General features: G+C 67.2%; 19 protein-coding genes. 10 read left to right on the forward strand and 9 right to left on the reverse strand.

All coding sequences use genetic code 11. The features are described from left to right. Positions 1–18 precede the first annotated feature (18 nt). The 6 genes from fmdA to urtA form a co-directional block, all read right to left on the reverse strand. Positions 19–1,248: a formamidase gene (gene fmdA / locus ACZY0R_RS38515; RefSeq protein ID WP_488865965.1), complete on the reverse strand. Its 1,230-nt coding sequence runs from the start codon at positions 1,246–1,248 to the stop codon at positions 19–21. A 66-nt stretch (positions 1,249–1,314) separates the two neighbouring features. Next, a complete protein-coding gene (gene urtE, locus ACZY0R_RS38520) occupies positions 1,315–2,004 on the reverse strand; it encodes an urea ABC transporter ATP-binding subunit UrtE (RefSeq protein ID WP_276287593.1) in 690 nt (229 codons plus the stop codon). 16 nt (positions 2,005–2,020) lie between these two features. Further along, a complete protein-coding gene (gene urtD, locus ACZY0R_RS38525; RefSeq protein WP_488865967.1) occupies positions 2,021–2,764 on the reverse strand; it encodes an urea ABC transporter ATP-binding protein UrtD in 744 nt (247 codons plus the stop codon). 29 nt (positions 2,765–2,793) lie between these two features. Further along, on the reverse strand, positions 2,794–3,966 hold the full coding sequence (urtC, locus tag ACZY0R_RS38530) for an urea ABC transporter permease subunit UrtC (RefSeq protein WP_488865969.1): 1,173 nt from the start codon (positions 3,964–3,966) through the stop codon (positions 2,794–2,796). A 49-nt stretch (positions 3,967–4,015) separates the two neighbouring features. Beyond that, on the reverse strand, positions 4,016–4,930 hold the full coding sequence (gene urtB / locus ACZY0R_RS38535; protein ID WP_441635652.1) for an urea ABC transporter permease subunit UrtB: 915 nt from the start codon (positions 4,928–4,930) through the stop codon (positions 4,016–4,018). Between the two features lie 163 nt (positions 4,931–5,093). Further along, positions 5,094–6,389, reverse strand: a complete 1,296-nt coding sequence (gene urtA / locus ACZY0R_RS38540) for an urea ABC transporter substrate-binding protein (protein ID WP_488865972.1) — start codon at positions 6,387–6,389, stop codon at positions 5,094–5,096. A 305-nt stretch (positions 6,390–6,694) separates the two neighbouring features. Here urtA and ACZY0R_RS38545 point away from each other — a divergent pair, with 305 nt between their 5' ends. Next, positions 6,695–10,054 (forward strand): hybrid sensor histidine kinase/response regulator, encoded by a 3,360-nt coding sequence (locus ACZY0R_RS38545; protein WP_488865974.1) that lies wholly within the window; start codon positions 6,695–6,697, stop codon positions 10,052–10,054. After that, complete coding sequence (locus ACZY0R_RS38550) at positions 10,038–10,925, forward strand: response regulator (protein WP_488865976.1); 888 nt, start codon at positions 10,038–10,040, stop codon at positions 10,923–10,925. Before ACZY0R_RS38545 ends, ACZY0R_RS38550 begins: the two co-directional genes overlap by 17 nt. A gap of 12 nt (positions 10,926–10,937) precedes the next feature. On the opposite strand, the gene dmeF is transcribed toward ACZY0R_RS38550, so the two are convergent. Continuing rightward, the gene (gene dmeF / locus ACZY0R_RS38555; protein ID WP_488865978.1) at positions 10,938–11,912 is read right to left on the reverse strand and encodes a CDF family Co(II)/Ni(II) efflux transporter DmeF; all 975 of its coding nucleotides are present in this window, start codon (positions 11,910–11,912) and stop codon (positions 10,938–10,940) included. Positions 11,913–12,058: 146 nt separating this feature from the next. On the opposite strand from dmeF, the gene chrA reads away from it, so the two are divergent. Next, the gene (gene chrA, locus ACZY0R_RS38560) at positions 12,059–13,414 is read left to right on the forward strand and encodes a chromate efflux transporter (protein WP_488865980.1); all 1,356 of its coding nucleotides are present in this window, start codon (positions 12,059–12,061) and stop codon (positions 13,412–13,414) included. An 8-nt stretch (positions 13,415–13,422) separates the two neighbouring features. On the opposite strand, the gene ACZY0R_RS38565 is transcribed toward chrA, so the two are convergent. Continuing rightward, positions 13,423–14,343, reverse strand: coding sequence for a LysR family transcriptional regulator (locus ACZY0R_RS38565; RefSeq protein WP_488865982.1), 921 nt, complete (start codon positions 14,341–14,343; stop codon positions 13,423–13,425). A 151-nt stretch (positions 14,344–14,494) separates the two neighbouring features. On the opposite strand from ACZY0R_RS38565, the gene leuC reads away from it, so the two are divergent. The 7 genes from leuC to ACZY0R_RS38600 all read left to right on the forward strand — a co-directional run bounded on the left by leuC (position 14,495) and on the right by ACZY0R_RS38600 (position 21,596). Next, the gene (leuC, locus tag ACZY0R_RS38570) at positions 14,495–15,913 is read left to right on the forward strand and encodes a 3-isopropylmalate dehydratase large subunit (RefSeq protein ID WP_488865984.1); all 1,419 of its coding nucleotides are present in this window, start codon (positions 14,495–14,497) and stop codon (positions 15,911–15,913) included. After that, positions 15,906–16,565, forward strand: a complete 660-nt coding sequence (gene leuD / locus ACZY0R_RS38575; RefSeq protein ID WP_488865986.1) for a 3-isopropylmalate dehydratase small subunit — start codon at positions 15,906–15,908, stop codon at positions 16,563–16,565. Before leuC ends, leuD begins: the two co-directional genes overlap by 8 nt. A gap of 13 nt (positions 16,566–16,578) precedes the next feature. Further along, positions 16,579–17,463: an alpha/beta fold hydrolase gene (locus tag ACZY0R_RS38580; protein WP_488865988.1), complete on the forward strand. Its 885-nt coding sequence runs from the start codon at positions 16,579–16,581 to the stop codon at positions 17,461–17,463. Positions 17,464–17,564: 101 nt separating this feature from the next. Continuing rightward, positions 17,565–18,203, forward strand: a complete 639-nt coding sequence (locus tag ACZY0R_RS38585; RefSeq protein WP_488865990.1) for a TetR/AcrR family transcriptional regulator — start codon at positions 17,565–17,567, stop codon at positions 18,201–18,203. A 210-nt stretch (positions 18,204–18,413) separates the two neighbouring features. Next, positions 18,414–19,382 carry a Bug family tripartite tricarboxylate transporter substrate binding protein gene (locus ACZY0R_RS38590; protein WP_488865992.1) on the forward strand — a complete coding sequence of 323 codons (969 nt, stop codon included), beginning with the start codon at positions 18,414–18,416 and terminating at the stop codon, positions 19,380–19,382. Between the two features lie 48 nt (positions 19,383–19,430). Next, positions 19,431–20,621, forward strand: a complete 1,191-nt coding sequence (locus ACZY0R_RS38595; RefSeq protein ID WP_488865994.1) for a M24 family metallopeptidase — start codon at positions 19,431–19,433, stop codon at positions 20,619–20,621. Positions 20,622–21,017: 396 nt separating this feature from the next. Then, positions 21,018–21,596, forward strand: a complete 579-nt coding sequence (locus ACZY0R_RS38600) for an acyloxyacyl hydrolase (protein WP_488865996.1) — start codon at positions 21,018–21,020, stop codon at positions 21,594–21,596. 32 nt (positions 21,597–21,628) lie between these two features. Here ACZY0R_RS38600 and ACZY0R_RS38605 read toward each other — a convergent pair whose 3' ends face one another. After that, the gene (locus ACZY0R_RS38605; RefSeq protein ID WP_488865998.1) at positions 21,629–23,143 is read right to left on the reverse strand and encodes an aminotransferase-like domain-containing protein; all 1,515 of its coding nucleotides are present in this window, start codon (positions 23,141–23,143) and stop codon (positions 21,629–21,631) included. Positions 23,144–23,349 lie beyond the last annotated feature (206 nt).

Raw genomic sequence — 23,349 nt, forward strand, 5'->3', positions numbered from 1 at the left:
GCGCGCCCGGCAGGGCCGTCAAACGTCCTGCGAAATCGGCAGATCCACATCGCCCGTGATGTGCTTCACGGGCCCCTGCGCGCTCGGCCGGATATCGAAATCGAAGATCTGCGTCGGCAGCCACAGCGTGGCGCAGGCATTGGGAACATCGACCACGCCGCTGATATGCCCCTGCACCGGCGCCGTGCCCAGGATCGAGTACGCCTGCGCCCGCGAGTAGCCGAACCTGGTCATGTACTCGATGGCGTTCAGGCAGGCCTGGCGGTAAGCCACATGCACATCCAGGTAATGCTGCTGGCCGGCCTCGTCCACCGAGATGCCTTCGAAGATCAGGTAGTCGTTGTAGTTCGGCGTGATCGGGCTGGGCTTGAAGATGGGATTCCTGATGCCGTACTTGGCCATGCCGCCCTTGATCAGGGACACGCGCATATGCACCCAGCCGGCCATTTCGATGGCGCCGCAGAAGGTGATTTCGCCATCGCCTTGCGAGAAGTGCAGGTCGCCCACCGACAGGCCCGCGCCGTCGACATAGACGGGGAAATACACCTTGGCGCCGCGCGAGAGATCCTTGATGTCGCAGTTGCCGCCATGTTCGCGCGGCGGCACGGTGCGTGCGCCGTGCGCCGCGGCCTGGTCGCGCGCATCGCCCTGCAGGCGGCCCATGTGCGCCGTGGCGGCGAAGGGCGGGTTGGCCAGCGCCGGCACGCGATCGGGGTCGGTGGCGATGAAGTCGATCTCGCGCTTGTTCCAGGTCTCCAGCAGCGATTTGTCCGGCATGCAGCCGATCAGCCCAGGGTGGATCAGGCCGGCGAAGTTGACGCCGGGTATATGGCGCGACGACGTGTAGAGACCGTGGAAATCCCAGATGGATTTCTGCGCGAGCGGGAAGTGGTCGGTCAGGAAGCCGCCGCCGTTTTGCTTGGAGAAGAAACCATTGAAGCCCCACTGGCTCTCCGCCTTGGCACCGATGTCGAGCAGGTCCACCACCAGCAGGTCGCCGGGCTCGGCGCCTTCCACGCCGACGGGGCCGCTCAGGAAGTGAACGATGGACAGGTCGATGTCGCGCACGTCGTCGGCGGAGTCGTTGTTCTTGATGAAGCCGCCGGTCCAGTCGTAGGTTTCCAGGATGAAGTCGTCGCCGGGCTTGACCCATGCGGCCATCGGGATGTCCGTGTGCCAGCGGTTGTGGACGTTGGGATTCTCGTACGGGGATTCGGCCAGATCGACCTTGATCAGGGTGTCCGTCATGACATGCCTCCTGGTGGGTGTTGGGCGTGAAGAAATCGTGGAAGGAATTGAAAAAAGCGCTGCCGGCTAGACCGAAAGCAGTTGCCGGATGCGCTCGACGTCGGTGCCGTTGCGCTGGGTCTCGTGCACGAAGCGGCCGCCTTCGATCACCAGCAGGCGGTCCGCTACATCGAGCGCGAAGCTGAGCACCTGCTCGGAGAAGACGATGGTGATATCGCGCGTGCGGCGGATCTCGTTGAGCGCGCGTGCGATGTCCTTGATGATCGATGGCTGGATGCCCTCGGTGGGTTCGTCCAGCAGCAGCACCTTGGGATTGGCCACCAGTGCGCGCGCTATCGCCAGTTGCTGCTGCTGCCCCCCGGAGAGGTTGCCGCCCTTGCGCCGGCGCATCTCGAACAGCACCGGGAACATGGCGAAGATTTCCTCGGGGATGCGGCGGCTCTTGCCTTGCTCCATGCCGGTCAGGATGTTCTCTTCCACCGTGAGGTGGGAGAAGATCATGCGGCCCTGCGGCACATAGGCCAGGCCCGCGCGCACGCGCCTGTAGCTTTCGTCCTGCGCGACGTCGCGCCCGTCCACGCAGACCTGTCCGGAGCGCACCGGCAACATGCCGATCATGGCCTTGAACAGCGTGGTCTTTCCCATGCCGTTGCGGCCCATGATGGCTACCGTCTCGCCTTGCGCGGCGGCGAACGACACGCCGTGCAGCGCTTCGCTTTGTCCGTAGTTCACGACCACGTTGTCGACTGTGAGCATGCTGGTCTCCCTGGGCTCAGTGGCCAAGATAAACGTCGATCACGCGCGGATCGCTCTGCACCTGCTCCATCGAGCCTTCGGCGAGGATCTTGCCCTGGTGCATCACCGTGACCTTGTCGGCGATGCGCTTGACGAAATCCATGTCGTGCTCGATCACGATCACCGCGCGGCCGCGGCTGATGCGCTTGAGCAGCTCCGCGGTCTGTTCGCGCTCGCGCACGCTCATGCCGGCGATGGGCTCGTCGAGCATCAGCAGTTGTGGCTCCTGCATCAGCAGCATGCCGATCTCCAGCCATTGCTTCTGCCCGTGCGAAAGTTGCGCGGCCTCGCGCTCCAGCGCATCGGCCAGGCCGATCTCGGCTGCCACGCCGGCCACGCGCTGGCGCACCTCGGGCGTGGTGCGGAACGTGAGCGCGCCCAGCACGCCACGGCCGCGCGGGAACGAAACGGCGAGGTTCTGGAACACGCTGAGGTTCTCGTAGATCGAAGGAGTCTGGAACTTGCGGCCCACCCCGGCGCGCACGATCTGGTATTCGGGCAGGCCGGTCATCTCGCGGTTGCGGAACTTGATGCTGCCGCCGGTGGCGCGGGTCTTGCCGCACACGAGATCGAGCAGCGTGGTCTTGCCGGCCCCGTTGGGGCCGATGATCACGCGCAGCTCGTCGCGATCGACATACAGCGTGAGCTTGTCGATGGCCCGGAAGCCGTCAAAGGAAACGGTCAGGTCTTCCACCGCCAGCATGAAATCGGTATTGCTCATGGCGTCTTCCTCGCTTTGGACGGATGGCTTCAGGCGGTACGGCCGGGAATCCCTTCGGCGGGCGGCGTCGGTACTGCGGGCGAAGTCGCCTCCGTAGCGGGGTCGGCGGGTTCGGACGGGCTTCCGATGGCCCGGCGGCGCGACATGTACTTGCTGTAGAGGCCGGCCAGCCCGTCGGGAAAGGCCACCACCACGCCGATGAACAGCGCCGCCATCAGGAACAGCCACAGGTCGGGAAAGCTCTCGGAGAAATACGTCTTGCCGAAATTGACCAGCAGCGTGCCCCACACCGCGCCCACCAGGCTCATGCGCCCGCCCACGGCGGCAAAGATCACCATTTCGATGGAGGGCACGATGCCGACGAAGGACGGCGACATAAAGCCCACCTGCAGCGTGAACAGCGCACCGCCCACCGCCGACAGCGCGGCGGCCAGGCAGAACACGAAGACCTTGAACATGGCCACGTCGTAGCCGGAGAAGCGCACGCGGTCTTCCTTGTCGCGCATCGCCAGCAACAGCACGCCGAGCTTGCTGCGCTGGATCCCGCGGCACATGGCGATGGCGCCGAACAGCAACGCCACGTTGGCGAAGTACAGGATCACCTTGGCGCTGTCGCTGCGGATGTCCCAGCCCAGCATGGTCTTGAGGTCGGTGATGCCGTTGACGCCGCCGGTATAGCCCTGCTGGCCGATGATCAGCACCGAGAGGATCAGCGCCACCGCCTGCGTGATGATCGCGAAGTACACCCCGCCCACGCGCCGGCGGAACATGGCGAAGCTGACGATAAAGGCCAGCGCCACCGGAATCGCGATCACGCCGGCCAGCGCAAAAGGCAGGTGGCGGAACGGCTCCCACCACCACGGCAGCGCGGTGAGCTGGTTCCAGTCCATGAAGTCGGGGATGCCGGGCGTGGACTGGATCGCGGTACTCTTCGCGTCGGACGCTTCGAGCTTGAGGAACATCGCCATGGCGTAGCCGCCCAGGCCGAAGAACACGCCCTGGCCAAGGCTCAGCACGCCGCCGTAGCCCCACAGCATGACCAGGCCTATGGCGACGAAGGCGTAGCTCAGGTACTTGCCGATCAGGTTGAGCCGGAACACGTCGAGCGCCAGCGGCATGACGACAAGGAGCGCCACGGCCAGCACCAGGTAGCCGGCGAATTCGCCGCGCAACAGGCGGGCGGTGGAAGAGGAGGGCGACATCACAAGCTCCTGTGCAGGTTTGGTGAGTGGCGGTGCGGCGGCGGCGTCTTCAGCGCCGCACTGCCGGCGCGAACAGGCCTTGCGGACGGATCATCAGGATCGTCACGATCAGCAGCAGCGTCAGCACGCGCGCCATCGACCCGGTGAGGAAGAACTCGCTGATCGATTGCGCCTGGGCAATGCCAAATGCCGATGCCACCGTGCCGAGCAGGCTTGCCGCGCCGCCGAAGGTGACCACCAGGAAGGAGTCGACGATGTAGAGCGAGCCGCTGGTGGGGCCGGTGGAGCCGATGGTGGTGAAGGCCGCCCCCGCCACGCCGGCGATGCCGCAACCGATCGCGAATGTGAGCCGGTCGGTTCGCCGCGTATTGATGCCGGCCGCGTTGGCCATGGCGCGGTTGAGGGTGGTGGCGCGCACCCGCAGCCCCCAGCGTGAGCGATACAGCGCCAGCCACACCATGCCTGTGACGAACAGTGTCAGCGCCATCACGAACATGCCGTTGATGGGGATATCCAGCCCCGGCGCCGGCGCCCACGAGCCCATCAGCCATTCGGGCAGCGTGGGGCTGACCTCCTTCGGGCCGAAGGTGGAGCGGAAGGTTTGCTGCATGCCCAGCGACAGGCCCCAGGTGGCGAGCAATGTGTCGAGCGGGCGGCGATAGAGATGGCGGATCAGTGCCCACTCGGCCAGCCAGCCGGCACAGAACGCCAGCGCGAAAGCGGCGCCGATGGCCAGCGGAAAGTAGAAGGGCATCCACGACGGCGCGAGGCGCTCGGTCAGCGTGGACGCCAGGAAGATGGTGTAGGCGCCGATGGTCATGAACTCGCCATGCGCCATGTTGATCACGCCCATCTGGCCGAAGATGATGGCCAGGCCCAGCGCCATCAGCAGCAGTACCGAGAACAGGCTCAGGCCGGCAAAGCCCTGCATCAGGCCGATATTCAGCATGTCGGATAGATTCATGTCGCGCTCCGCCATCGGGGAGAAGAAAGGGTGCCGGCAGCGCAAATCGAAGCTGGCGAGAAGCGCCAGTGCCGCTTGCGATGCCCGACGGTGTTTGCTCCCTCTCCCCTCAGGGGCAGAGGGTTGGGGAGAGGGGGGCCAAACCGGTGGTCAGTCAACCCGCTTACTGATAGCCCTTCGGGAACGGATTGGGCGGAATCAGCGAAGGCGATTCGGCTACCACCTTGAACTGCCCGTCGATCTGAGCCAGGCCCACGCGCGTCTTGCTCCACAGGTGGTGGTTGGGGTCGACCTTCACATAGCCCTCCGGCGCGGTCTTCAGCTCGATGCCGGGGGAGGAGGCCACCACCTTGTCGATATCGAAGCTGCCCGCTTTCTCCACCGCGGCCTTCCACAGCCAGGGGCCGAGATAGGCAGCCTGCGTGACGTCGCCGATCACCGACTTGCTGCCGTACTTGGTCTTGAAGGCATCCACGAAAGACTTGTTGTTGGGATTGTCGAGCGACTGGAAGTACTTCATGGCGGCGTAGAAACCGGCGATGTTCTCGCCGCCGATGCCGAGCACTTCATCCTCGGTCACCGAGATGGTCAGCAGGAATTGCTTGTCCGCCGTAATGCCAGCGGCCTTGAGCTGCTTGTAGAAGGCCACGTTGGAGCCGCCCACCACGATGGCGTAGATGCAGTCCGGCTTGGCGATCTTGATCTTGTTGATCAGCGAGTTGAAGTTGGTGTGGCCAAGCGGGTAGTACTCCTCGCCCACCACCTTGAGCTTCTGGAAGTTCTCGATATGCTTGCGCGCGATCTTGTTGGAGGTGCGTGGCCAGATGTAGTCCGAGCCGATCAGGAAGAAACTCTTGGCCCCTTTCTGCCTGGCCGCCCAGTCCAGGCCCCAGATGATCTGCTGCGTGGCTTCCTGGCCGGTGTAGATGACGTTCTTCGATTGCTCCAGCCCTTCATAGAAGGTCGGGTAGTAGAGCAGGCCATTCTCTTTCTCGAAGATCGGCAGAACCGCCTTGCGCGAGGCGGAGGTCCAGCAGCCGAACACGGCCGCCACGCGGTCGTTGACCAGCAGCTTCTTGGACTTCTCGGCGAAGGTGGGCCAGTCGGAGGCGCCGTCTTCCTTGATGACCTTGATCTTGCGCCCGAGGATGCCGCCCGCCGCGTTGATCTGGTCGATGGCCAGTTGTTCGGCCTGGATCGAGCCGGTCTCGGAGATCGCCATGGTGCCGGTGGCGGAGTGCAGCTGACCCACGGTGACTTCGGTGTCGGTGACGGCCAGCCTGGTGGTGTTCGCTACCGAGGTAGGCACCGCGGCGCGCGCCTGGCCGCTCAGGCCGGCCATGCCGGCAAGAGACAGGGCGGGCAGCGCGGCGAGGCCCTGCATCATGCGGCGCCGCTGCGGCGAGACGGCATCGGCATCTTGGGAGGGAACGGACCCGTTCGTTTCTTTGTCACGCATGATTGACGCTCCTTGGAGGCGTGGTGAGGTAGGACGGCGTTGGCCACGCACGTTGACCGAATACGTTGACCGCATACGATGGCCGGGCAGGCAATGAATCACACTGTGGCCGGATCATGGTGCAGTGCAACCGCGCCTTCCATACGTCATTCAACGTAGGCGCATGCGCACCCCGGCTGCGCTACGATTCGCGCGCTGCGTCGCGGGGGCTTGCGCCGGGCGCCGCGATGCATCGTGGTGCACGGCACGGCTCTTGCATCTGCGCGGCACGACCCACGCGAGCGTCTTCCGGAGTCCCGACCCCCATGCCAGCCGCCAGCCAGCCCGTACAGCGCATCAGCAAGATCCGGCGCGACTACAACCGCTGGGTGGCCGACGAGACGCTGGAGGACTACGCGCTGCGTTTTGCACCAAGGACGTTCCGCAAGTGGAGCGCCTTTCGCGTGGCCAATACCGCTTTTGGTGCGGTGGCCTTCCTGGCGCTGGAAGCCATCGGCGCGGCCATCACGCTGAGCTATGGCTTTACCAACGCCATGTGGGCTATCGGCGTGGTCAGCCTGGCGATCTTCCTGACGGGGCTGCCGATCTCCTACTACGCGGCCCGCCACGGCGTGGACATGGACCTGCTGGCGCGCGGCGCCGGCTTCGGCTACCTCGGGTCGACCATCACCTCGCTGATCTACGCCAGCTTCACGTTTATCTTTTTCGCGCTGGAAGCGGCCATCATGGCGCAGGCCTTCGAACTGTTGTTCGGGCTGCCGCGTTCATTGGGCTACCTGCTTTCTGCCATCGTGGTGATCCCGCTGGTCACGCACGGGGTGACGCTGATCTCGCGCATCCAGTTGTGGACGCAGCCGCTGTGGCTGTTGCTGCTGGCGCTGCCGTATGCGGTGATCTGGTGGCGCGAGCCCGGGCTCTACACCGATTTCCTTTCCTTCAACGGGCGGCTGGCGGAAGGCGACGGCTTCTCGTGGCACGCCTTCGGCGCCGCGGCCACGGTCACGTCCGCGCTGATCGCGCAGATCGGCGAGCAGGTGGATTTCCTGCGCTTCATGCCGGAACTCACGCCGCGCAACCGCTGGCGCTGGTGGAGCGCGCTGATCGCCGCCGGGCCCGGATGGATCGTGCTGGGCGCGGCCAAGATGGCGGGCGGTGCGCTTCTCGCCTTCGTCGCGCTGCAGGCCGAGGTGCCGATCGCACACGCGCTGGAGCCCACCCAGATGTACCTGGCAGGCTTCTCGCGCGCGCTCGGGGGCGCGTGGCCGGGCTGGGCGGCGGTGGTGCTGACCGGCCTCTTCGTGTTGCTCTCGCAAACCAAGATCAACATCACCAACGCCTACGCCGGCTCGCTGGCATGGTCGAACGTGTTCGCACGGCTCACGCACAGCCATCCGGGCCGGGTGGTGTGGCTGGCCTTTAATGTGCTGATCGCCGTGATGCTGATGGCCATGGGCGTGTTCGAGGCGCTGGAGCAGGTGCTGGCGCTCTACGCGCACCTGGCCGTGGCGTGGGTCGGCGCCATTGTCGGCGACCTGGTCATCAGCAAGCCGCTCGGGCTGTCGCCGCGCACCATCGAGTTCCGCCGCGCCTACCTGTTCGATATCAACCCTGCCGGCTTCGGCGCGATGATGCTGGCGTCGGCGGGATCGATGCTGGTGCACCTGGGCGCGTTCGGCGAGACGCTGCGGCCGGCTTCGATCGGGGTGGGGCTGGTGCTGGCCATCGTTATCCCGCCGGTGATCGCCTTCGCTACCCAGAGCCGTTATTTCATCGCGCGCTCGCCGGTGGACTTCGGCCCGCGGCACAAGGTGGTCCGCTGCACCATCTGCCGCAATCCCTTCGAAGTGGAGGACGTAGCAGCCTGCCCCGCGTATCGCGGCCCGATCTGCTCGCTGTGCTGCACGCTGGACGCGCGCTGCGGCGACCGCTGCAAGCCCGGCGCCAGCGCGCAGGAGCAGATCGTCACCGCGCTCACGCGCGTGCTGCCGGCCGGCACGCCGCCGGTGATGGCGCGCCGTATCGGCCAGTTCTGCCTGGTGCTGGCGGGCATGGTGTTCGTGTTCGGCACCTTCCTGTGGCTGCTGTACACGCAGGAGCAATTGTCGGGCGCGCTGGCGGCGGCCACGTTGCCGCGCGCCGGGCTGTTCCTCAAGATCTTTGCCGGGTTGCTGTTGTTCGCGGCGGTGGCGGCGTGGTGGCTGGTGCTGGCCAACGAGAGCCGGGGCGTGGCGCAGGAAGAATCGGAGCGGCAGAACATGCTGCTGCAAAAGGAAATCGACGCGCACCGCCATACCGATGCGTTGCTGCAGGGCGCGAAGGAAGTCGCGGAGAAGGCCAACGTGGCCAAGAGCCGCTTCATCACCGGCATGAGCCACGAGATGCGCGCGGGGCTGAATTCGATCCTCGGCTATTCGCAACTGCTGTTGCGCGCGGGGCCGCTGCCGCCGGCATTGCGCGAAGACGTACGCACCATCGGGCGTGCCGGCGAGCATCTCTCCAGTCTGGTCGATGGCCTGCTGGAACTGTCGCGCATCGAGGCCGGCAAGCTGCGCTTGGCGCAGGAAGCCGTGGCGCTGGAAGGCCTGTTCGATGAACTGGTGCGCATGTTCCGCCCGCTTGCCGCGGCGCGCAGGCTGGCCTTCCATTACCGCGTGGAAGGCGTGCTGCCCGCGTACGTGCACGGCGATCCCAAGCGGCTGCGCCAGATCGTCATCAACCTGGTCAGCAACGCCATCAAGTTCACGGAGCAGGGCGCGGTGACGCTCGCCGTGCGCCACCAGCGCGAGATGGCCACCATCGTGGTGAGCGATACCGGCCCGGGCATCGACGCGGCCGACCAGGAGCGCATCTTCGACCCTTTCGAGCGGGCCTGCGGCCACGACGACCGCGACGGCATCGGCCTGGGGCTGGCCATCGTGCGGCTGCTGGCTGACCTGATGGGCGGCGAGATTCGCGTGCGCAGCGCGTCCGGTGCCGGCAGCGAATTCACGGCACGGCTGTACCTGCCCGCCGTGACGGCGCCGGTGGCGCGCCGGGCGCCCGCGCAGCGCACCCGCCTGCCGGCCGATGCGCGGGTGCTGGTGGTGGACGACCGCGCCGCGCATCGCGCGGTGCTGCTCGGCTACCTGGCGCCGCTGGGGCTGGCGGTGGATGAGGTGGGGGAGGGCGCGGCGGTACTGCCGGCGGTGCAGCGCTTGCGGCCGCAACTGGTGCTGCTGGACCTCAACCTGCCCGATGCGTCCGGCTGGGACCTGTGCCGCCTGCTGCGCGAGCAGGAACGTCCGCCGCTGGTCGTGATCGTCTCCGCCAATGCTCACGAGAATACCGAGGAAGCGCGTGCCACGCACGGCTATTTTGCTTTCGTCAGTAAGCCGGTGCGCGAGGCGGAACTGATCGAGGTGGTCCGGCGCGCGCTGGCGAGCGCGGTGCAGCACGAGAGCAAGGCCGCCGCCGTACACGCGCTGCCTTCGGCCGAATTGCTGCGCGAGCTGCTGCTGCTCGGCGCCACCGGGCGGCAGCGCGCGCTGGAGGCGCAGCTTTCCGAGCTGGCCGAAGGCGCGGACGCTGCCGCCGCATGGGCGGCGCGCATGCTTGCACTGGCACGCAGCGATGGCGCTGCACTGACTCACTCTCTTGGCGAGGCGCTTCATGAATCCCGCTCCTGACCTGCAGACCCGCGTGCTGGTGGTGGACGACAATGCCAACGCGCGCGGCTTCCTCACGCGCGCCCTGGGCGGCGAGGCCATGGCGGTGCATGCCGCGCACAGCGGCGACGCCGCGCTCGATGCGCTGGCGCTCTTCGAGCCCGACGCGGTGCTGCTCGACGTGGACATGCCGGGCATGGACGGCTTTGCCACCTGCGCGGCGCTGATGGACCGCCATGCCGACCTGCCTGTGATCTTCATGACAGGGCTGGGCGAGACCGGGCATATCGTGCGCGGATTCGAGGTGGGCGCGTGCGACTACGTGACCAAGCCGGTGGCGATTGCCGAGGTGGTGGCGCGGGTGCGCTCGCATGCCGCCAAGGCGCGCCTGGCGCGCAGCGCGCGCGCGGCCGTGCTGGGCAGCGCGGTGGCGATGCTGGCGGCCGATACCGCTGGCCAGCTGATGTGGATGAACACCAGCGCCGCGGCCTTGATGCAGGCGCAGGGCTGGGTGGCTTGCCCGCCGGGCGCGCTGCTGCCGGCGCCGCTGGTGGCAGCGCTGCGGGCGCTGCAGCAGGACGTGGCCACGCCGGGCTTGCTGCCGGGCGGGTTGTCCCTGCGCCGGCTGACAGGCGTGACGGCGGGTGTGATGGTGGTGGAACTCGCCGCGCACCCGGCGCACGCGGCCACGAGCGCGACGCCGTCGGAACTGACGCCGCGCGAGGCCGAGGTGATGGTCTGGGTGGCGCGCGGCAAGACCAACCGCGACGTGGCCGAGATCCTCGGCATGAGCCCGCGCACGGTCAACAAGCATCTCGAACACATCTACGAGAAACTCGGGGTGGAAACCCGCACGGCGGCCGTGGCGGCCGCGCGGCGCGGGCTGGCGTAGTGCGTCAGTGGATCATGCGTGCCGGTGCGCCGCGGTGGCGCCGTCATGATCGCAGCGGTGGATCTCCACCGTCACGTGCACCAGTTCCTCGTGGACCGACAGCGCCTGCCTGACGCGCGCGGGTGTCAGCGCGGCGTCGTGCGTGACCAGGCTGGCGATGACGGCGAATTTCTGCTTGCCCACGCGCCATACGTGCAGGTCCGTCACGCGCGTGCCTTCGGGGCCCTGGTCGAAGCCGGCCAGCACCTCGCGCACTTCGTCCACCACCGGGTGGTCCATCTCGCGGTCGAGCAGCACCGTGCCGGTCTGCCTGAGCAGGCCCAGTGCCCAGTGGCCGACCAGCGCGGCGCCCACCAGCCCCATCACCGGGTCGAGCCAGCCCAGGCCGAGCCACCAGCCGCCGGCCAGCGCCAGCACCGCCAGCACCGAGGTGGCGGCGTCGGCCAGCACGTGGAGGTAGGCGGAGCGCAGGTTGAGGTCATGCTGGTGGCCGTGATCGTGCCCGCGATCATGGCCGTGGTCGTGATCATGATGGGCGCCACCGAGAATCAGCGCGCAGCCGAGGTTGACCAGCAATCCGACGATGGTCACCGCCATGGCTTCGCGGTAGTGGATGGCCTGCGGGCTGAACAGCCGCTCGACCGAGCCGAACACCATCAGCGCGGCCACGCCGAGCAGGAAGATCGCGCTGGCAAAGCCGGCCAGCACTTCGATCTTCCACGCGCCGAAGGCAAAGCGCTTGTCCGCGGCATAGCGGCGGGCCGCGGCGTAGGCGAAGGCGGTGAGGCCGATCGCCAGCGCGTGCGAGCTCATGTGCCAGCCGTCGGCCAGCAAGGCCATCGAGTTGAACCACAGGCCGGCGGCGATTTCGGCCACCATGGTGACGGCGGTGATCAGCATCACCAGGCGGGTGCCACGCTCGGCAGCGCGGTTGCCGGTGTCGAATACGTGGCTGTGGGTCCAGCGGGACAGGTCGTTGCTATGCATGGATTTCCTTGGGGGTGGCGCAAGGGTATCAGCCCCAGCGTTGCAAAGCCGCTTCATCCCTGACGGCGGTGTGGGTTGCTGACACAAGTCTCTGCTATCTTAGGCGCCCGACCTGCCGCTGGCGAACCATCCCAAGAACCGCACTCATGCAAGCAACGAGCACCGCGCCAGACGCCGTCGCCCCGGCCGCCATTACCTTGCGCCAGGCCTTCTGGTACTGGCTCAAGCTGGGCTTTATCAGCTTTGGCGGGCCCGCCGGGCAGATCGCCATCATGCATGAGGACCTGGTCGAGCGGCGCCGCTGGATCTCCGAGAGCCGCTTCCTGCACGCGCTCAATTACTGCATGGTGCTGCCCGGCCCGGAAGCGCAGCAACTGGCGACCTATATCGGCTGGCTGATGCATCGCACCTGGGGCGGGGTGATCGCGGGCGGGCTGTTCGTGCTGCCGTCGCTGCTGATCCTGATGCTGCTGTCGTGGATCTACATGCGCTTTGGCGAGGTGCCGGCGGTGGCGGGTGTGCTGTACGGCATCAAGCCGGCGGTGACGGCCATCGTGGTGTCTGCCGCCTGGCGGATCGGCTCGCGGGCGCTGAAGAACAGCTGGCTGTGGGCGATCGCGGCGGCCTCGTTCGTCGCGATCTTCGCGCTCGGGTTGCCGTTCCCCGCCATTGTGCTGGCCGCGGGCGTGATCGGCCATGTGGGCGGCCGGTTCGCGCCGGCGCGCTTCAACAGCGGCGGCGGGCATGGCGCGGGCAAGGCCGGCTTCGGGCCCGCGTTGCTGGACGACCACACACCCACGCCGGCGCATGCCGTTTTCACCTGGAAGCGCTTCGTGCGGGTGCTGGCGGTTTTCCTGGCGATCTGGGCCCTGGCGACCGGCGCGCTGGCATGGCGCTACGGCTGGCAGGGCACGCTGACGCAAATGGGCTGGTTTTTCACCAAGGCCGCGCTGATGACCTTCGGCGGCGCCTATGCGGTGCTGCCGTACGTCTACCAGGGCGCGGTCGAGCATTACCACTGGCTTACCGCGCCGCAGATGATCGACGGACTGGCGCTGGGGGAAACCACGCCCGGACCGCTCATCATGGTGGTGGCCTTCGTCGGCTTCGTCGGCGGCTGGACGCATACCGTGCTCGGCGCCGATGCGGCGGTGGCATCGGCCATGGCGGCGGCAACGGTGGTGACCTTCTTCACCTTCCTGCCGTCCTTCCTGTTCATCCTGCTGGGCGGCCCGTTCGTGGAAAGCACGCACGGCAACCTGAAGTTCACCGCGCCGCTGACCGCCATCACGGCGGCGGTGGTGGGCGTGATCGTCAACCTGGCGGTGTTCTTCGCCTATCACGTGCTGTGGCCCGCCGGGCTGCACGGGCGCTTCGACTGGCCTTCGGCCCTGATCGGGCTGGCCGTGGCGGTGGCGCTGTTCCGCTTCAAGGCCGGGGTGATCCCCGTCATCCTCGGTTGCGGGGCCGCCGGGCTGGCGCTGGCATTCCTGCGCGGCTAGCCTGGCGGCTACCACCCGCTATAAGGAGCGCCCTGCACGCGGTGCGCCGCGAAGTGCTCCGCCAGGAAATCGACGAAGGCGCGCACCTTGGCGGTGAGGTGGTCGCGTGTGAGGAATACCGCGAACACGTCGGCGGGCGGCGTTTCCCAGTCGGGCAGCACTTGCCGCAGCCGCCCGGACCGGAGCATCGGCGCCACCTCCCATTCGGAGCGCATCAGGATGCCATGGCCTTGCAAGGCCCAGCCGAGCGCCACTTCGCCGTCGTTGGTGCTTGCCGGCCCGCGCACCTTGACGGTCTCTTGCCGGCTCGCCGAGCGCAGTTGCCAGGTGCCGTAGGTGGCATCGCTTTCCCGGATCACGATGCAGCGGTGCTGTTGCAGTTCGCGCGGCGAGCCCGGCGCGCCGTGGCTGGCCAGGTAGCGCGGCGATGCGCACAGCAGGCGGCGATTGTGGGCAAGGGGCCTGGCGGCGAGGCGCGCATCGGGCAGGTCGCCCACGCGGATGCCGACATCGAAGCCGGCTTCGGCCAGGTTGAGCGGCCGGTCGGTCAGTTCAAGCTGCACCTCCACCTCCGGGCAGGCCAGCAGGAAGGCGCCCACCGCCGGCGCCACGTGACGCCGGCCGAAGCCGAGCGTGGCGTTGACCCGCAGCAGCCCGCGCGGCGCTACCCGGCTGCCGCCCAGTCCCTGTTCCAGTTCCACCAGTTCGGCCAGGATGCGCGCGCCCTGCGCGAGGTAAGCCTCGCCCTCCTGCGTCACGCTCAGGCGGCGCGTGGTGCGGTTGAGCAGGCGCACGCCAAGGCGCGTTTCCAGTGCCGTCAGCCGCTTGCTGGCCGCCGATGGCGTGATGCCGGACTGCTGGGCCGCGCCGGCCAGGCTGCCGCGCTTGACCAGGATGACGAAGAAGGCAAGGTCGGAGAAGTTGTCCACGATGCGGAACGATGCGCTAGGCCCGGGATTGGTGAATTTGGAGACTGAATGAAAGTCTGCAGATGAAATTATAGCGATGGGTTCAATGGTTAAACTGGCCTCTCGCTATTCTTCAACCCAATTCAACGCCATTCAACGCAGGCAGAGCCCCATGTCAGGCCTTACCTTCTATCGCAAGCTGGTGGATTCGCATACCGTGGCCGCGCTCGACGCCGATCACGTGCTGCTCTACGCGGATCTGCACCTGATGAACGAGTACACCAGCCCGCAGGCATTCGCCGGGCTGGCCGCGCGGGGCCGGGGCGTGCCGTCGCCTGGCCAGCAGGTGGCGGTGGTGGACCACATCATCCCCACCCATGCGGAAAGCCCGCGCCGCATACAGGATCCCGCCTCGGCGCTGCAGGCGCGCAATCTCAAGCGCAACTGCGTGCGGCACGGCATACCCCTGTTCGACACCGACGACGCACTGCAGGGCATCGAGCACGTGATCGCGCCCGAGCACGGCATGATCCGGCCCGGCATGGTGGTGCTGTGCGGCGACAGCCATACCACCACCTACGGCGCGCTGGGCGCGCTCGGTTTCGGCATCGGCACGTCGGAGGTGGAGCATGTGCTGGCCACGCAGACGCTGGTCTACCGCCTGGCGAAGGATATGCGCATCCGCGTGGACGGTTTGCTGCCGCGCGGCGTCACCGCGAAGGACCTGATCCTGCACATCATCAGCCGCATCGGCGCCCAGGGCGCGCGCGGTTATGTGGTGGAATTTGCCGGCAGTGCCATCGATGCGCTCACCATCGAGGCGCGCATGACGCTTTGCAATATGACGGTGGAAGCCGGCGCGCGCGGCGCGCTGATCGCACCGGATGCGCGCGCCATCGACTACGTGCTGGCACGCGCAGCGGACATCGACGCAACGATGCGCGAGCGCGCGCTGGCGTGCTGGCGCGACCTGCATTCGGATGCGGATGCGCGCTTCGATAGCGAGCTGGGCTTCGACGCCGGCAACGTCGCGCCCTACGTGAGCTGGGGCACCAGCCCCGACCAGTCCATCCCCATCGACGCGCGCGTCCCACTGGTGGAGGAAGCCGCCGACGAGACGGCGCGCAGCGCCGCCGCCAAGGCGCGGGGCTACATCGGCCTGCAGGCGGGCGCCTCGCTCGAGGGCTTGCCGGTGCAGCGCGTGTTTATCGGCTCGTGCACCAACGGCCGTATCGAAGACCTGCGCGCGGTGGCTGCCATCGTGCGCGGGCGCAAAGTGGCCGAAGGCGTGCGCGCGATGGTGGTGCCCGGCTCGGGCGCGGTGCGCCGGCAGGCCGAGGACGAAGGCATTGCGCGGGTACTGCTCGATGCCGGCTTCGAATGGCGCAAGCCCGGCTGCTCCATGTGCCTGGCCATGAATGACGACGTGCTCGCGCCGGGCGAGCGCTGCGCCTCCACCACCAACCGCAATTTCGAGGGACGCCAGGGGCGCGCCGGGCGCACCCACCTGATGAGTCCCGCGATGGCCGCCGCCGCGGCGCTGAGCGGCTGCATCACCGATGTACGCCGCCTGGAGAAAACCGATGCCTGATCCGATGCCTGACCATGATTCCGATCTGATCGCCGCCCTCGGCGCGCCCCTTCCCATCGGCAATCTCGACACCGACCAGATCATGCCCAAGCAGTTCTTGCGCATCATCGACAAGGCCGGGCTGGACCGTGGCCTGCTCTACGATCTGCGTTTCGACGCGCAGGGCGCGCCGCGCCGGGAGTTCGTGCTCAACCAGCCACGCTACCGGGGCGCTGGCGTGCTGGTGGCGGGACCCAACTTCGGCTGTGGTTCGAGCCGCGAGCACGCGGTGTGGGGCCTGCAGCAATTCGGCATCCGCGCGGTGATCGCGCCGAGCTTTGGCGAGATTTTTTACTCGAATGCGATCAACAACCGCCTGCTGCTGGTGATGTTGCCGCAGGCCGAAGTGGATGCGCTGATGGCCGAGGTGTCGCGCGAAGTGCCGGTCCGGATCGAGATCGACCTCGCGGCCATGACAGTGAGCGCGGGCGCCGTGCGCGCCGGCTTCACGCTGGCCGAGCGCCATCGCACCCTGTTCCGCCAGGGCCTGGACATGATCGGCGCGACGCTGGCACAGTCGTCGCTGATCGCCGGGTTCGCGCGGCGGCATCACCATGCGCAGCCCTGGCTGCGGGACGTCGCTGCCAAGACCATGGCGCGGCTGTCCGCCTGAAGGAGGACCGATTGTGTTCGAAGGTTTTACCCCGCGCCGCATCCGCTGCGGCGAAGTCGAGATCAACGCCGTCGTCGGCGGCCAGGGCTCGGCCTTGCTGCTGCTGCATGGCCATCCGCAAACGCATGTGATCTGGCACAAGGTGGCCGGCACGCTGGCCCGGCATTTCACCGTGGTCGCCACCGACCTGCGCGGTTACGGCGACAGCGGCAAGCCCGCCGGGCTGCCCGACCATGCCAACTACAGCAAGCGCAGCATGGCGCAGGACCAGGTGGCGGCGATGCGCGCGCTGGGCTTCGAGCGCTTCCTGGTGATGGCGCACGATCGTGGTGCGCGCGTGGCCCACCGCATGGCGCTGGACCATCCGGATGCCGTGCGGCGGCTGGTCACGCTCGATATCGCGCCCACGCTGGCGATGTACGAGCAGACCAACCTGCAGTTCGCGCTGGCGTACTACCACTGGTTCTTCCTGATCCGGCCCGCGCCGTTTCCCGAGACGCTGATCGAGGCCGATCCGGCGCTCTACCTGCGCAACACCATGGGCAGCCGCAGTGCCGGGCTGGCGCCGTTCACGCAGGCGGCCATGGCCGAGTACCTTCGCTGCATCAGCCTGCCCGGCGCGGCGCACGGCTTGTGCGAGGACTACCGCGCCAGCGCCTCGGTCGATCTTGATCACGACCGTGCCGACCTGGCCGCGGGGCGCAAGGTCGAGTGCGCGATGCTGGCGCTGTGGGGCGAGCAGGGCGCCGTGGGCCGCTGCTTCGCGCCGCTGGAAGAGTGGCGCAAGGTGGCGCGCAACGTGGATGGCAAGAGCCTGCCTTGCGGGCATTACATCGCCGAGGAAGCGCCGGCATTGCTGCTGGAGGAGACGTTGCCCTTCCTGTTGGGCGCAGGCTGAGCGCGCCGGACGCGCGGCAGGCAGTGGATGCATGACGCGCCGGGCTGGCTTACACTCGCTGTCTTCGCACCCGTGCCCAACCGATCGCGTCTCACCCATCCATGCCGCCCCGCAAGAACCCCGCCGCCGATAAGCTTGCCGAAAGCCGTGCCACCAGCGACCAGGCCATCCAGTTGCTGGACGCCGCCGTGCGCCATGTGCTGGAGCACGGCATCGGCGACCTGTCGCTGCGCAATATCGCCGAAGCGGTCGGTACCAGCCACCGCATGCTGATCTACTACTTCGGCTCCGGCGACCAGTTCTGGGAGGCGGTGCTGCGCCGCATCCGCCATGCCGAACTGGATGCGCGCGCCAGCCTGGCCGCCAGCGAGACCGATCCCGCGCGGGCGCTGGAAGTGGCCTGGGCGCGCTACTCGGCGGACAACTATCTGCCCATCATCCAGTTGCTGTTCGAGATATACGGGCGCGCCATTCGCGATCGAGAGCGCTTCCATGTCTTCCTCGATGACGTGATCGGCAGCTGGACCGGCGCGCTGACCGAGCGCTTTCACAAGCAACTCGGGTTGAGCACCAGCGAGGCGAAGCTGCGTGCCCGTGTCGAGGTGGCCACGATGCGCGGGCTGCTGCTGGATCTCGTCACCACGGGTGATCGCAAGGGCACCACCGCCGCGCTGAAGTATTTCGCGCGCATGCAGAACGCGCCCAGGGCGGCGGGCGCAAAGCCCGGCCACGAAGCCTGATCCCGACGCGGCGCCATCACGGCGCCGCGCTGCAGTTGTTGCCGCTGCCGCGGCAACGCGTCTCCGCTTCCATTTCAAGCTTTCTCACCGGCTCTTGCCGCGATGGCAGGCCCTGTGCCGGTCCTATTTTCTTTATCGTGTACCACATGGTACAGTAAACCGGACGCGTCCGTCATGAGGCGCGTCCAGGGGATTCGAGAGGAGAACGATGTGAAGAGACGAACGCTGATAGTGGGTGCCACGCTAGCCGTGGCGGGAATGTTATATGGCGCCGCCGGCCGGGCGGAGGCGTGGCCGCAGCGCCCCGTGCGGCTCGTGGTGCCGCAGGCCGGCGGCACCGGCAACGATGTGCTCGCGCGCGCATTGGCCGAAGCGCTTGGCAAGCGCTGGGGGCGCAGCGTGGTGGTGGAAAACAGGCCAGGCGCCAATGGCGTACTGGCGATCAACTACGTGCTGCAACAACCGGCCGATGGCTACACGCTGTTCTTCGCCGGCGTTTCCAACCTGGCTTTCAATCCCTTCCTGTATCCCTCGCTGCCCTATGCGCCGCAGCGCGACCTGGCCGGCGTGGCGATGCTGGCGAACTCGCCCTTCGTGCTGGTGGTGGCGCCGGCCATGCATGCCGCCAGCTTCGCGGAGTTCGTGCGGCTGGCCAAGGCGCGGCCGGGCGGCATCAGCTATGCCTCCGGTGGCATCGGCAACTCCACGCACCTGGCCATGGAACTGGTGGCCGAGCGTGCCGGCATTAGGCTGCAGCATGTGCCGTTCAACGGCGCCGGCGGATCGACCAGCCTGATGTCGGGCGAGACCCCGGCGATGATGAACGTGCTGGCGGGCGTGCAGCCCTATATCACCGGCAAGAAGCTGGTGCCGCTGGCGGTGACCGGCGAGCGGCGCCTGGCGGCGCTGCCCGATGTGCCCACATTCAAGGAGCTTGGCTACGACGTGGCGGTGCCGGGCTGGTACGCCATCGTCGCCAGGTCCGGCACGCCGGCGCCGCTGGTGCGCAAGATCAATGCCGACATCAATGCGGCCATGGACGAGCCCGCGTTCAAGGACAAGTTGGCCAACCAGTTCCTGGAGCCGATCAAGGGCCCGCCTGACGAAGTACGGCGCTATATGCAGCGCGACGCGCAGGCCTGGGGCCCGCTGATCCGCAAGCTCGGCATCGCCCTTTGATCCGCGCCACGCCTGGCCTTACTGCACCGACTTTCAAGGAGACAAGACATGCCCCAGATCACGACCGCCGTGCGCGACTACCGACTGTCCATGATGCACGCGCTGATGGACCGCCTCCGCGTTGACGCGCTGGTATTCGCCACACCGGACTTCTTCCAGTTCGCCACCAATTTCCAGCTTGATGTCTGGCCGTGGGAGCGTCCCGTATTTGTGTTCGTGCCGCGCAACGGCGAGCCCTTCGCGGTGATGAACGAGCTGTCCACCAACCATATGCGCTTGTGCGCGGAAAAGGAGAAGGTCTGGCTGCGCGATGTGACCTACTACGCCGAGCATCCGCGCGTCTCGCAGCGGCTGGCGCTGGCGCCGCAGTTGCCCGAGGTGGTGGCGTCGCTGCTGGCTGCGCACGGGCTGGGCGGTTCGCGCATTGCCGTCGATGTGGCGCACCCGATCCTCGCGGCTGCGCAGCGCTACCTGCCCGAGCTTACGCTGCTCCCGGCCCTGGCCGAGATGCGCGGCATGCGCTGGGTCAAGCATGCCGAGGAACTGCAGGTGATGCGTGAACTGGGCGCGCTGACCGACTGGGTGCAGGACCGCTATCGCGAGAATATCCGCGCAGGCCGGCTGGTGCAGGAACTGGACCACGCCATGTCGGCGCTGATGGTGGAGGAAGCGGCGCGCCGTTTCCCCGGAGAGGATTTCGACATTCTCAAGTGCTGGACACTGAAGGGGCCGGCCTCGGCGTCGCCGCATGGCGACGGCGCCGCGTGCGGTGCGCGCATCGCGGCCGGCGACACCATCGTCAACCTGATCCTGCCGCGCCTGAATGGCTACTATGTGGAGAACGAACGCACCTGGTTCTGCGGCAGGCCGGATGAGCGCCAGGCACATTGCTACCAGGTCGCCGCCGAAGCCACCGATGCCGCGGTAGCGGCCGCGGTGACCGGACGCCGCGTCTGCGATATGGACGCTGCGGCACAGGCCGTGATCGAGCGCGCGGGCCTGGGCGAGTACATCTTCCACCGCACCGGCCACGCGGTTGGCCTGATGCTGCACGAGTACCCGGAAGACATGGCCTTCAATACGCGGGCGCTGTTGCCGGGCGAGGTGTACTCGGCCGAGCCCGGCATCTATGTCTACGGATTGGGTGGCTTCCGGCTGGACGATACGGTGGTGGTGGGCGAACGCCCCGAGGTCATCGTGAAGACGCCAAAGACACTGGAATACGCAACGGTGGGGTGAGAGGCGGGTGCCGCCGGGCACCACAGGCCAGAAGGGTTGACGCGGCGCGGCAACAGGCCTTTGGTACCGCAAGCATTACGCGGCCCGGAGGCGCATAATCCCTGACCATTACGTCAGGCCCTAGCCGGATCCGTGTCAGTCCTCAACATACATTCATGGATGGATGTATAATTCCGGAATTATTCGCTTGTCCCCAGGCGTTTGTTGTGGAAATTGACATGACTTACCGATTTATTGCCGGATGCATGAGCGCCTGGCTCGCGATCTGCGTGACCGCGGGCTGGGTGGTGGAACGCCTCTGGTCCTGAGTGCGGGTGGTCGGCCTTGCCGCTGGGAGGTGGCAAGGTTTTCGCTAGGACTTGCCATTCTTCGCGGTATTCACCACCCACCATGTACATGACCAGAGATAAGAAGAACGCCGGCATTGCCCACCGGCTTGTAACGCATATCAAGGCGCTTGGCGCCGTGGCTGCCCTTGGTACCAGCGCGCTGGCGCATGCCGATCCCGGGGTGCACGTGGCCTTCGGCCGCGATCCTGGCCACAACATCAACAAGTACGAAATCGGCGTCAACTGGGATTCCGGCTTTGCCTGGGGCAACCCGCAGGGCTGGCTGGTCAAGCTGCAGTGGGAGGCCGAACTGGCTGAATGGAATGCCCGCAGCGGCACCAATGCCCAGAATGTGACCGAGTTCGGTTTTTCGCCGATCTTTCGCCTGGAAAAGCGCGGCGGCTCGCTGGTCCCCTTCCTAGAAGCTTCGGTTGGTGTGCGCATGATGAGCCACAAGGCCACCTCCGACGAGCACCGCTCCGGCAGCCTGTTCCAGTTCTCCGACATGATCGGCGTAGGCATGGCATTCGGCCCCAAGACTGCTTATGAAGCCGGCTTCCGCTACCAGCATGTCTCCAATGCCGGTATCAAGCAGCCTAATCCGGGTAGCGGTTTTTACACGGGTTACGTGCGTTATCGCTTCTGAACCGGCAACGGCGGCTGGCTCCGGGCCGTCGCTCAGGCCAGCTTGATCATGCCTGCACGCGGATTGCGCGCGGTGCGCGAGGCCGGCTCGGGAAGTTCGGCCTCCGCCCCCTGGCTATCCGCGCTGCGCAGCGTGTCGAAAAAGCGCCATAGCGCGGGCGCGTCGGTGGTCGCGACATTGAACCGTATCCAGGGCGAGTCGCCTTCTTCCGGCTCGAAATAGGAGCCTGGTGCCAGCCAGATGCCATGCTCCAGTGCCAGCGTCGCCAGCCGGTTGCCTGACAGGGCGGCCTGCTCGTTCACCCCTTGCGGGCGCATCCGTGCCCAGGCAAACATTCCGCCTTCCGGGCGCAGCAGCACTTCCAGCCCGTGCGCTTCCATCTTCTCCGTGATCCGGTCCTGCTGGGCGCGCAGCCGTTCGCCCAGCGCCGCCACGTGGCGGCCGTAGTGGCCGCTGGTCAGCACCGAATACACGAGCCGTTCCGTCACTTCCGATGACGTCAGCCCCACCGCCATCTTGGTGCGGGCCAGTGCCTTGGCCAGTTCGGGGCTGGCTGCCAGGTAGCCCACCCGCAGCGACGGCGTGATGGTCTTGGAAAAACCGTTGATGTAGATCACGTGCGAGAGGCCGTCCATGGCCGCCAGCATGGGCGAGCCGGCGGGCGCCAGCTCGCGGTAGATATCGTCCTCCACGACCAGCAGCCGGTATTGCTCGGCCAGTTGCAGCACGCGGTGCGCGTTCATGCTGGTAAGGGTGCCGCCGGTGGGATTCTGCAGCACGGTGTTGACGAACAGGGCACGCGGTGCATGGCTCCTGATGGCGTGGTCGAGCGCGTCGGTGTCCAGCCCGCTGGCGGTGCGGCGCACGCCGATCACCTGCAGCCCGGCCAGGCGCAGGATCTGCAGCAGGTTGCAGTAGCACGGGTCTTCCACCAGCACGGTGTCGCCTGGCCGCAGCAAGGTGCGCACCACCAGGTCAAGCGCCTGCGTGGCGCCCTGGGTCAGCACCACCTGCTGGGCCTGGACCGGCATGCCGTACTGGCTGAGGCCGGCGGCGATATGCTCGCGCAGCGCGCCAAAACCGTAAGGATGGCCATAGCCCGAAACCTGCGCCGCGGGCACCCGCGCCGCGGCGCGCATGGCCTGGTGCAGTCCCTCCTCGTTGAGCCAGTCGCCGGGCAGCCAGCCCGCGCCCGCCTTGATGGGCACCGAATGGTCGGCGAACACGTCTGACAACAGCCAGGCGGCATTCAGCCCCGGTGCCTCCCAGCGCGCCGCTGGCGCCTGGCCGGCCGGCGCGTGGCGGTGCGCCACCGTATAGCCGGAACCCACGCGCGCGCTGAGGTAGCCCAGCGCGGTCAGGCGGCCGTAGGCCTCGGCCACGGTGAAGGTGCTGACCCCGTGTTGCTGGGCGAAGCGCCGCACGGAGGGCAGCGCCACGCCGGCGCGCAGCACGCGCCGGTCGATCAGGCTGGCGATGCCGGCCACGATCTGTTCGGCCAGGGTGTCCCCGCTGCGCCGGCTGCGGACCAGTTCAAGGTTTAGCATGCGTCATATGTAAGGTTCAACCTGTACAGTTTAGTGGCCGTAGTGGCGCGATGGGAAGCGTCTTCATCCAGCGTGGCAATGCGGCACCGCAGCGCGAACATGACTTCCGGGGCGGGATTGCGCGCCGCGGGGCGTGCCGGGGCCGGACATGGCGGCAAGCCGGCATGTAGCGCGCCTTTTGAATTCTGTACGGTTGTCTTAGGGCC

It is taken from the genome of Cupriavidus sp. F041 (assembly GCF_057814235.1).

Excerpts from the sequence above, each read along its gene's own strand:
- chrA (WP_488865980.1), top strand. The coding sequence starts at position 12,059 with ATGCAAGCAACGAGCACCGCGCCAGACGCCGTCGCCCCGGCCGCCATT.
- urtE (WP_276287593.1), bottom strand. The coding sequence starts at position 2,004 with ATGCTCACAGTCGACAACGTGGTCGTGAACTACGGACAAAGCGAAGCG.
- fmdA (WP_488865965.1), bottom strand. The coding sequence starts at position 1,248 with ATGACGGACACCCTGATCAAGGTCGATCTGGCCGAATCCCCGTACGAG.
- urtB (WP_441635652.1), bottom strand. The coding sequence starts at position 4,930 with ATGAATCTATCCGACATGCTGAATATCGGCCTGATGCAGGGCTTTGCC.
- dmeF (WP_488865978.1), bottom strand. The coding sequence starts at position 11,912 with ATGCATAGCAACGACCTGTCCCGCTGGACCCACAGCCACGTATTCGAC.
- urtC (WP_488865969.1), bottom strand. The coding sequence starts at position 3,966 with ATGTCGCCCTCCTCTTCCACCGCCCGCCTGTTGCGCGGCGAATTCGCC.
- ACZY0R_RS38550 (WP_488865976.1), top strand. The coding sequence starts at position 10,038 with ATGAATCCCGCTCCTGACCTGCAGACCCGCGTGCTGGTGGTGGACGAC.
- ACZY0R_RS38595 (WP_488865994.1), top strand. The coding sequence starts at position 19,431 with ATGCCCCAGATCACGACCGCCGTGCGCGACTACCGACTGTCCATGATG.
- leuD (WP_488865986.1), top strand. The coding sequence starts at position 15,906 with ATGCCTGATCCGATGCCTGACCATGATTCCGATCTGATCGCCGCCCTC.
- leuC (WP_488865984.1), top strand. The coding sequence starts at position 14,495 with ATGTCAGGCCTTACCTTCTATCGCAAGCTGGTGGATTCGCATACCGTG.
- ACZY0R_RS38585 (WP_488865990.1), top strand. The coding sequence starts at position 17,565 with ATGCCGCCCCGCAAGAACCCCGCCGCCGATAAGCTTGCCGAAAGCCGT.
- urtA (WP_488865972.1), bottom strand. The coding sequence starts at position 6,389 with ATGCGTGACAAAGAAACGAACGGGTCCGTTCCCTCCCAAGATGCCGAT.
- ACZY0R_RS38600 (WP_488865996.1), top strand. The coding sequence starts at position 21,018 with ATGACCAGAGATAAGAAGAACGCCGGCATTGCCCACCGGCTTGTAACG.
- ACZY0R_RS38545 (WP_488865974.1), top strand. The coding sequence starts at position 6,695 with ATGCCAGCCGCCAGCCAGCCCGTACAGCGCATCAGCAAGATCCGGCGC.
- ACZY0R_RS38605 (WP_488865998.1), bottom strand. The coding sequence starts at position 23,143 with ATGCTAAACCTTGAACTGGTCCGCAGCCGGCGCAGCGGGGACACCCTG.
- urtD (WP_488865967.1), bottom strand. The coding sequence starts at position 2,764 with ATGAGCAATACCGATTTCATGCTGGCGGTGGAAGACCTGACCGTTTCC.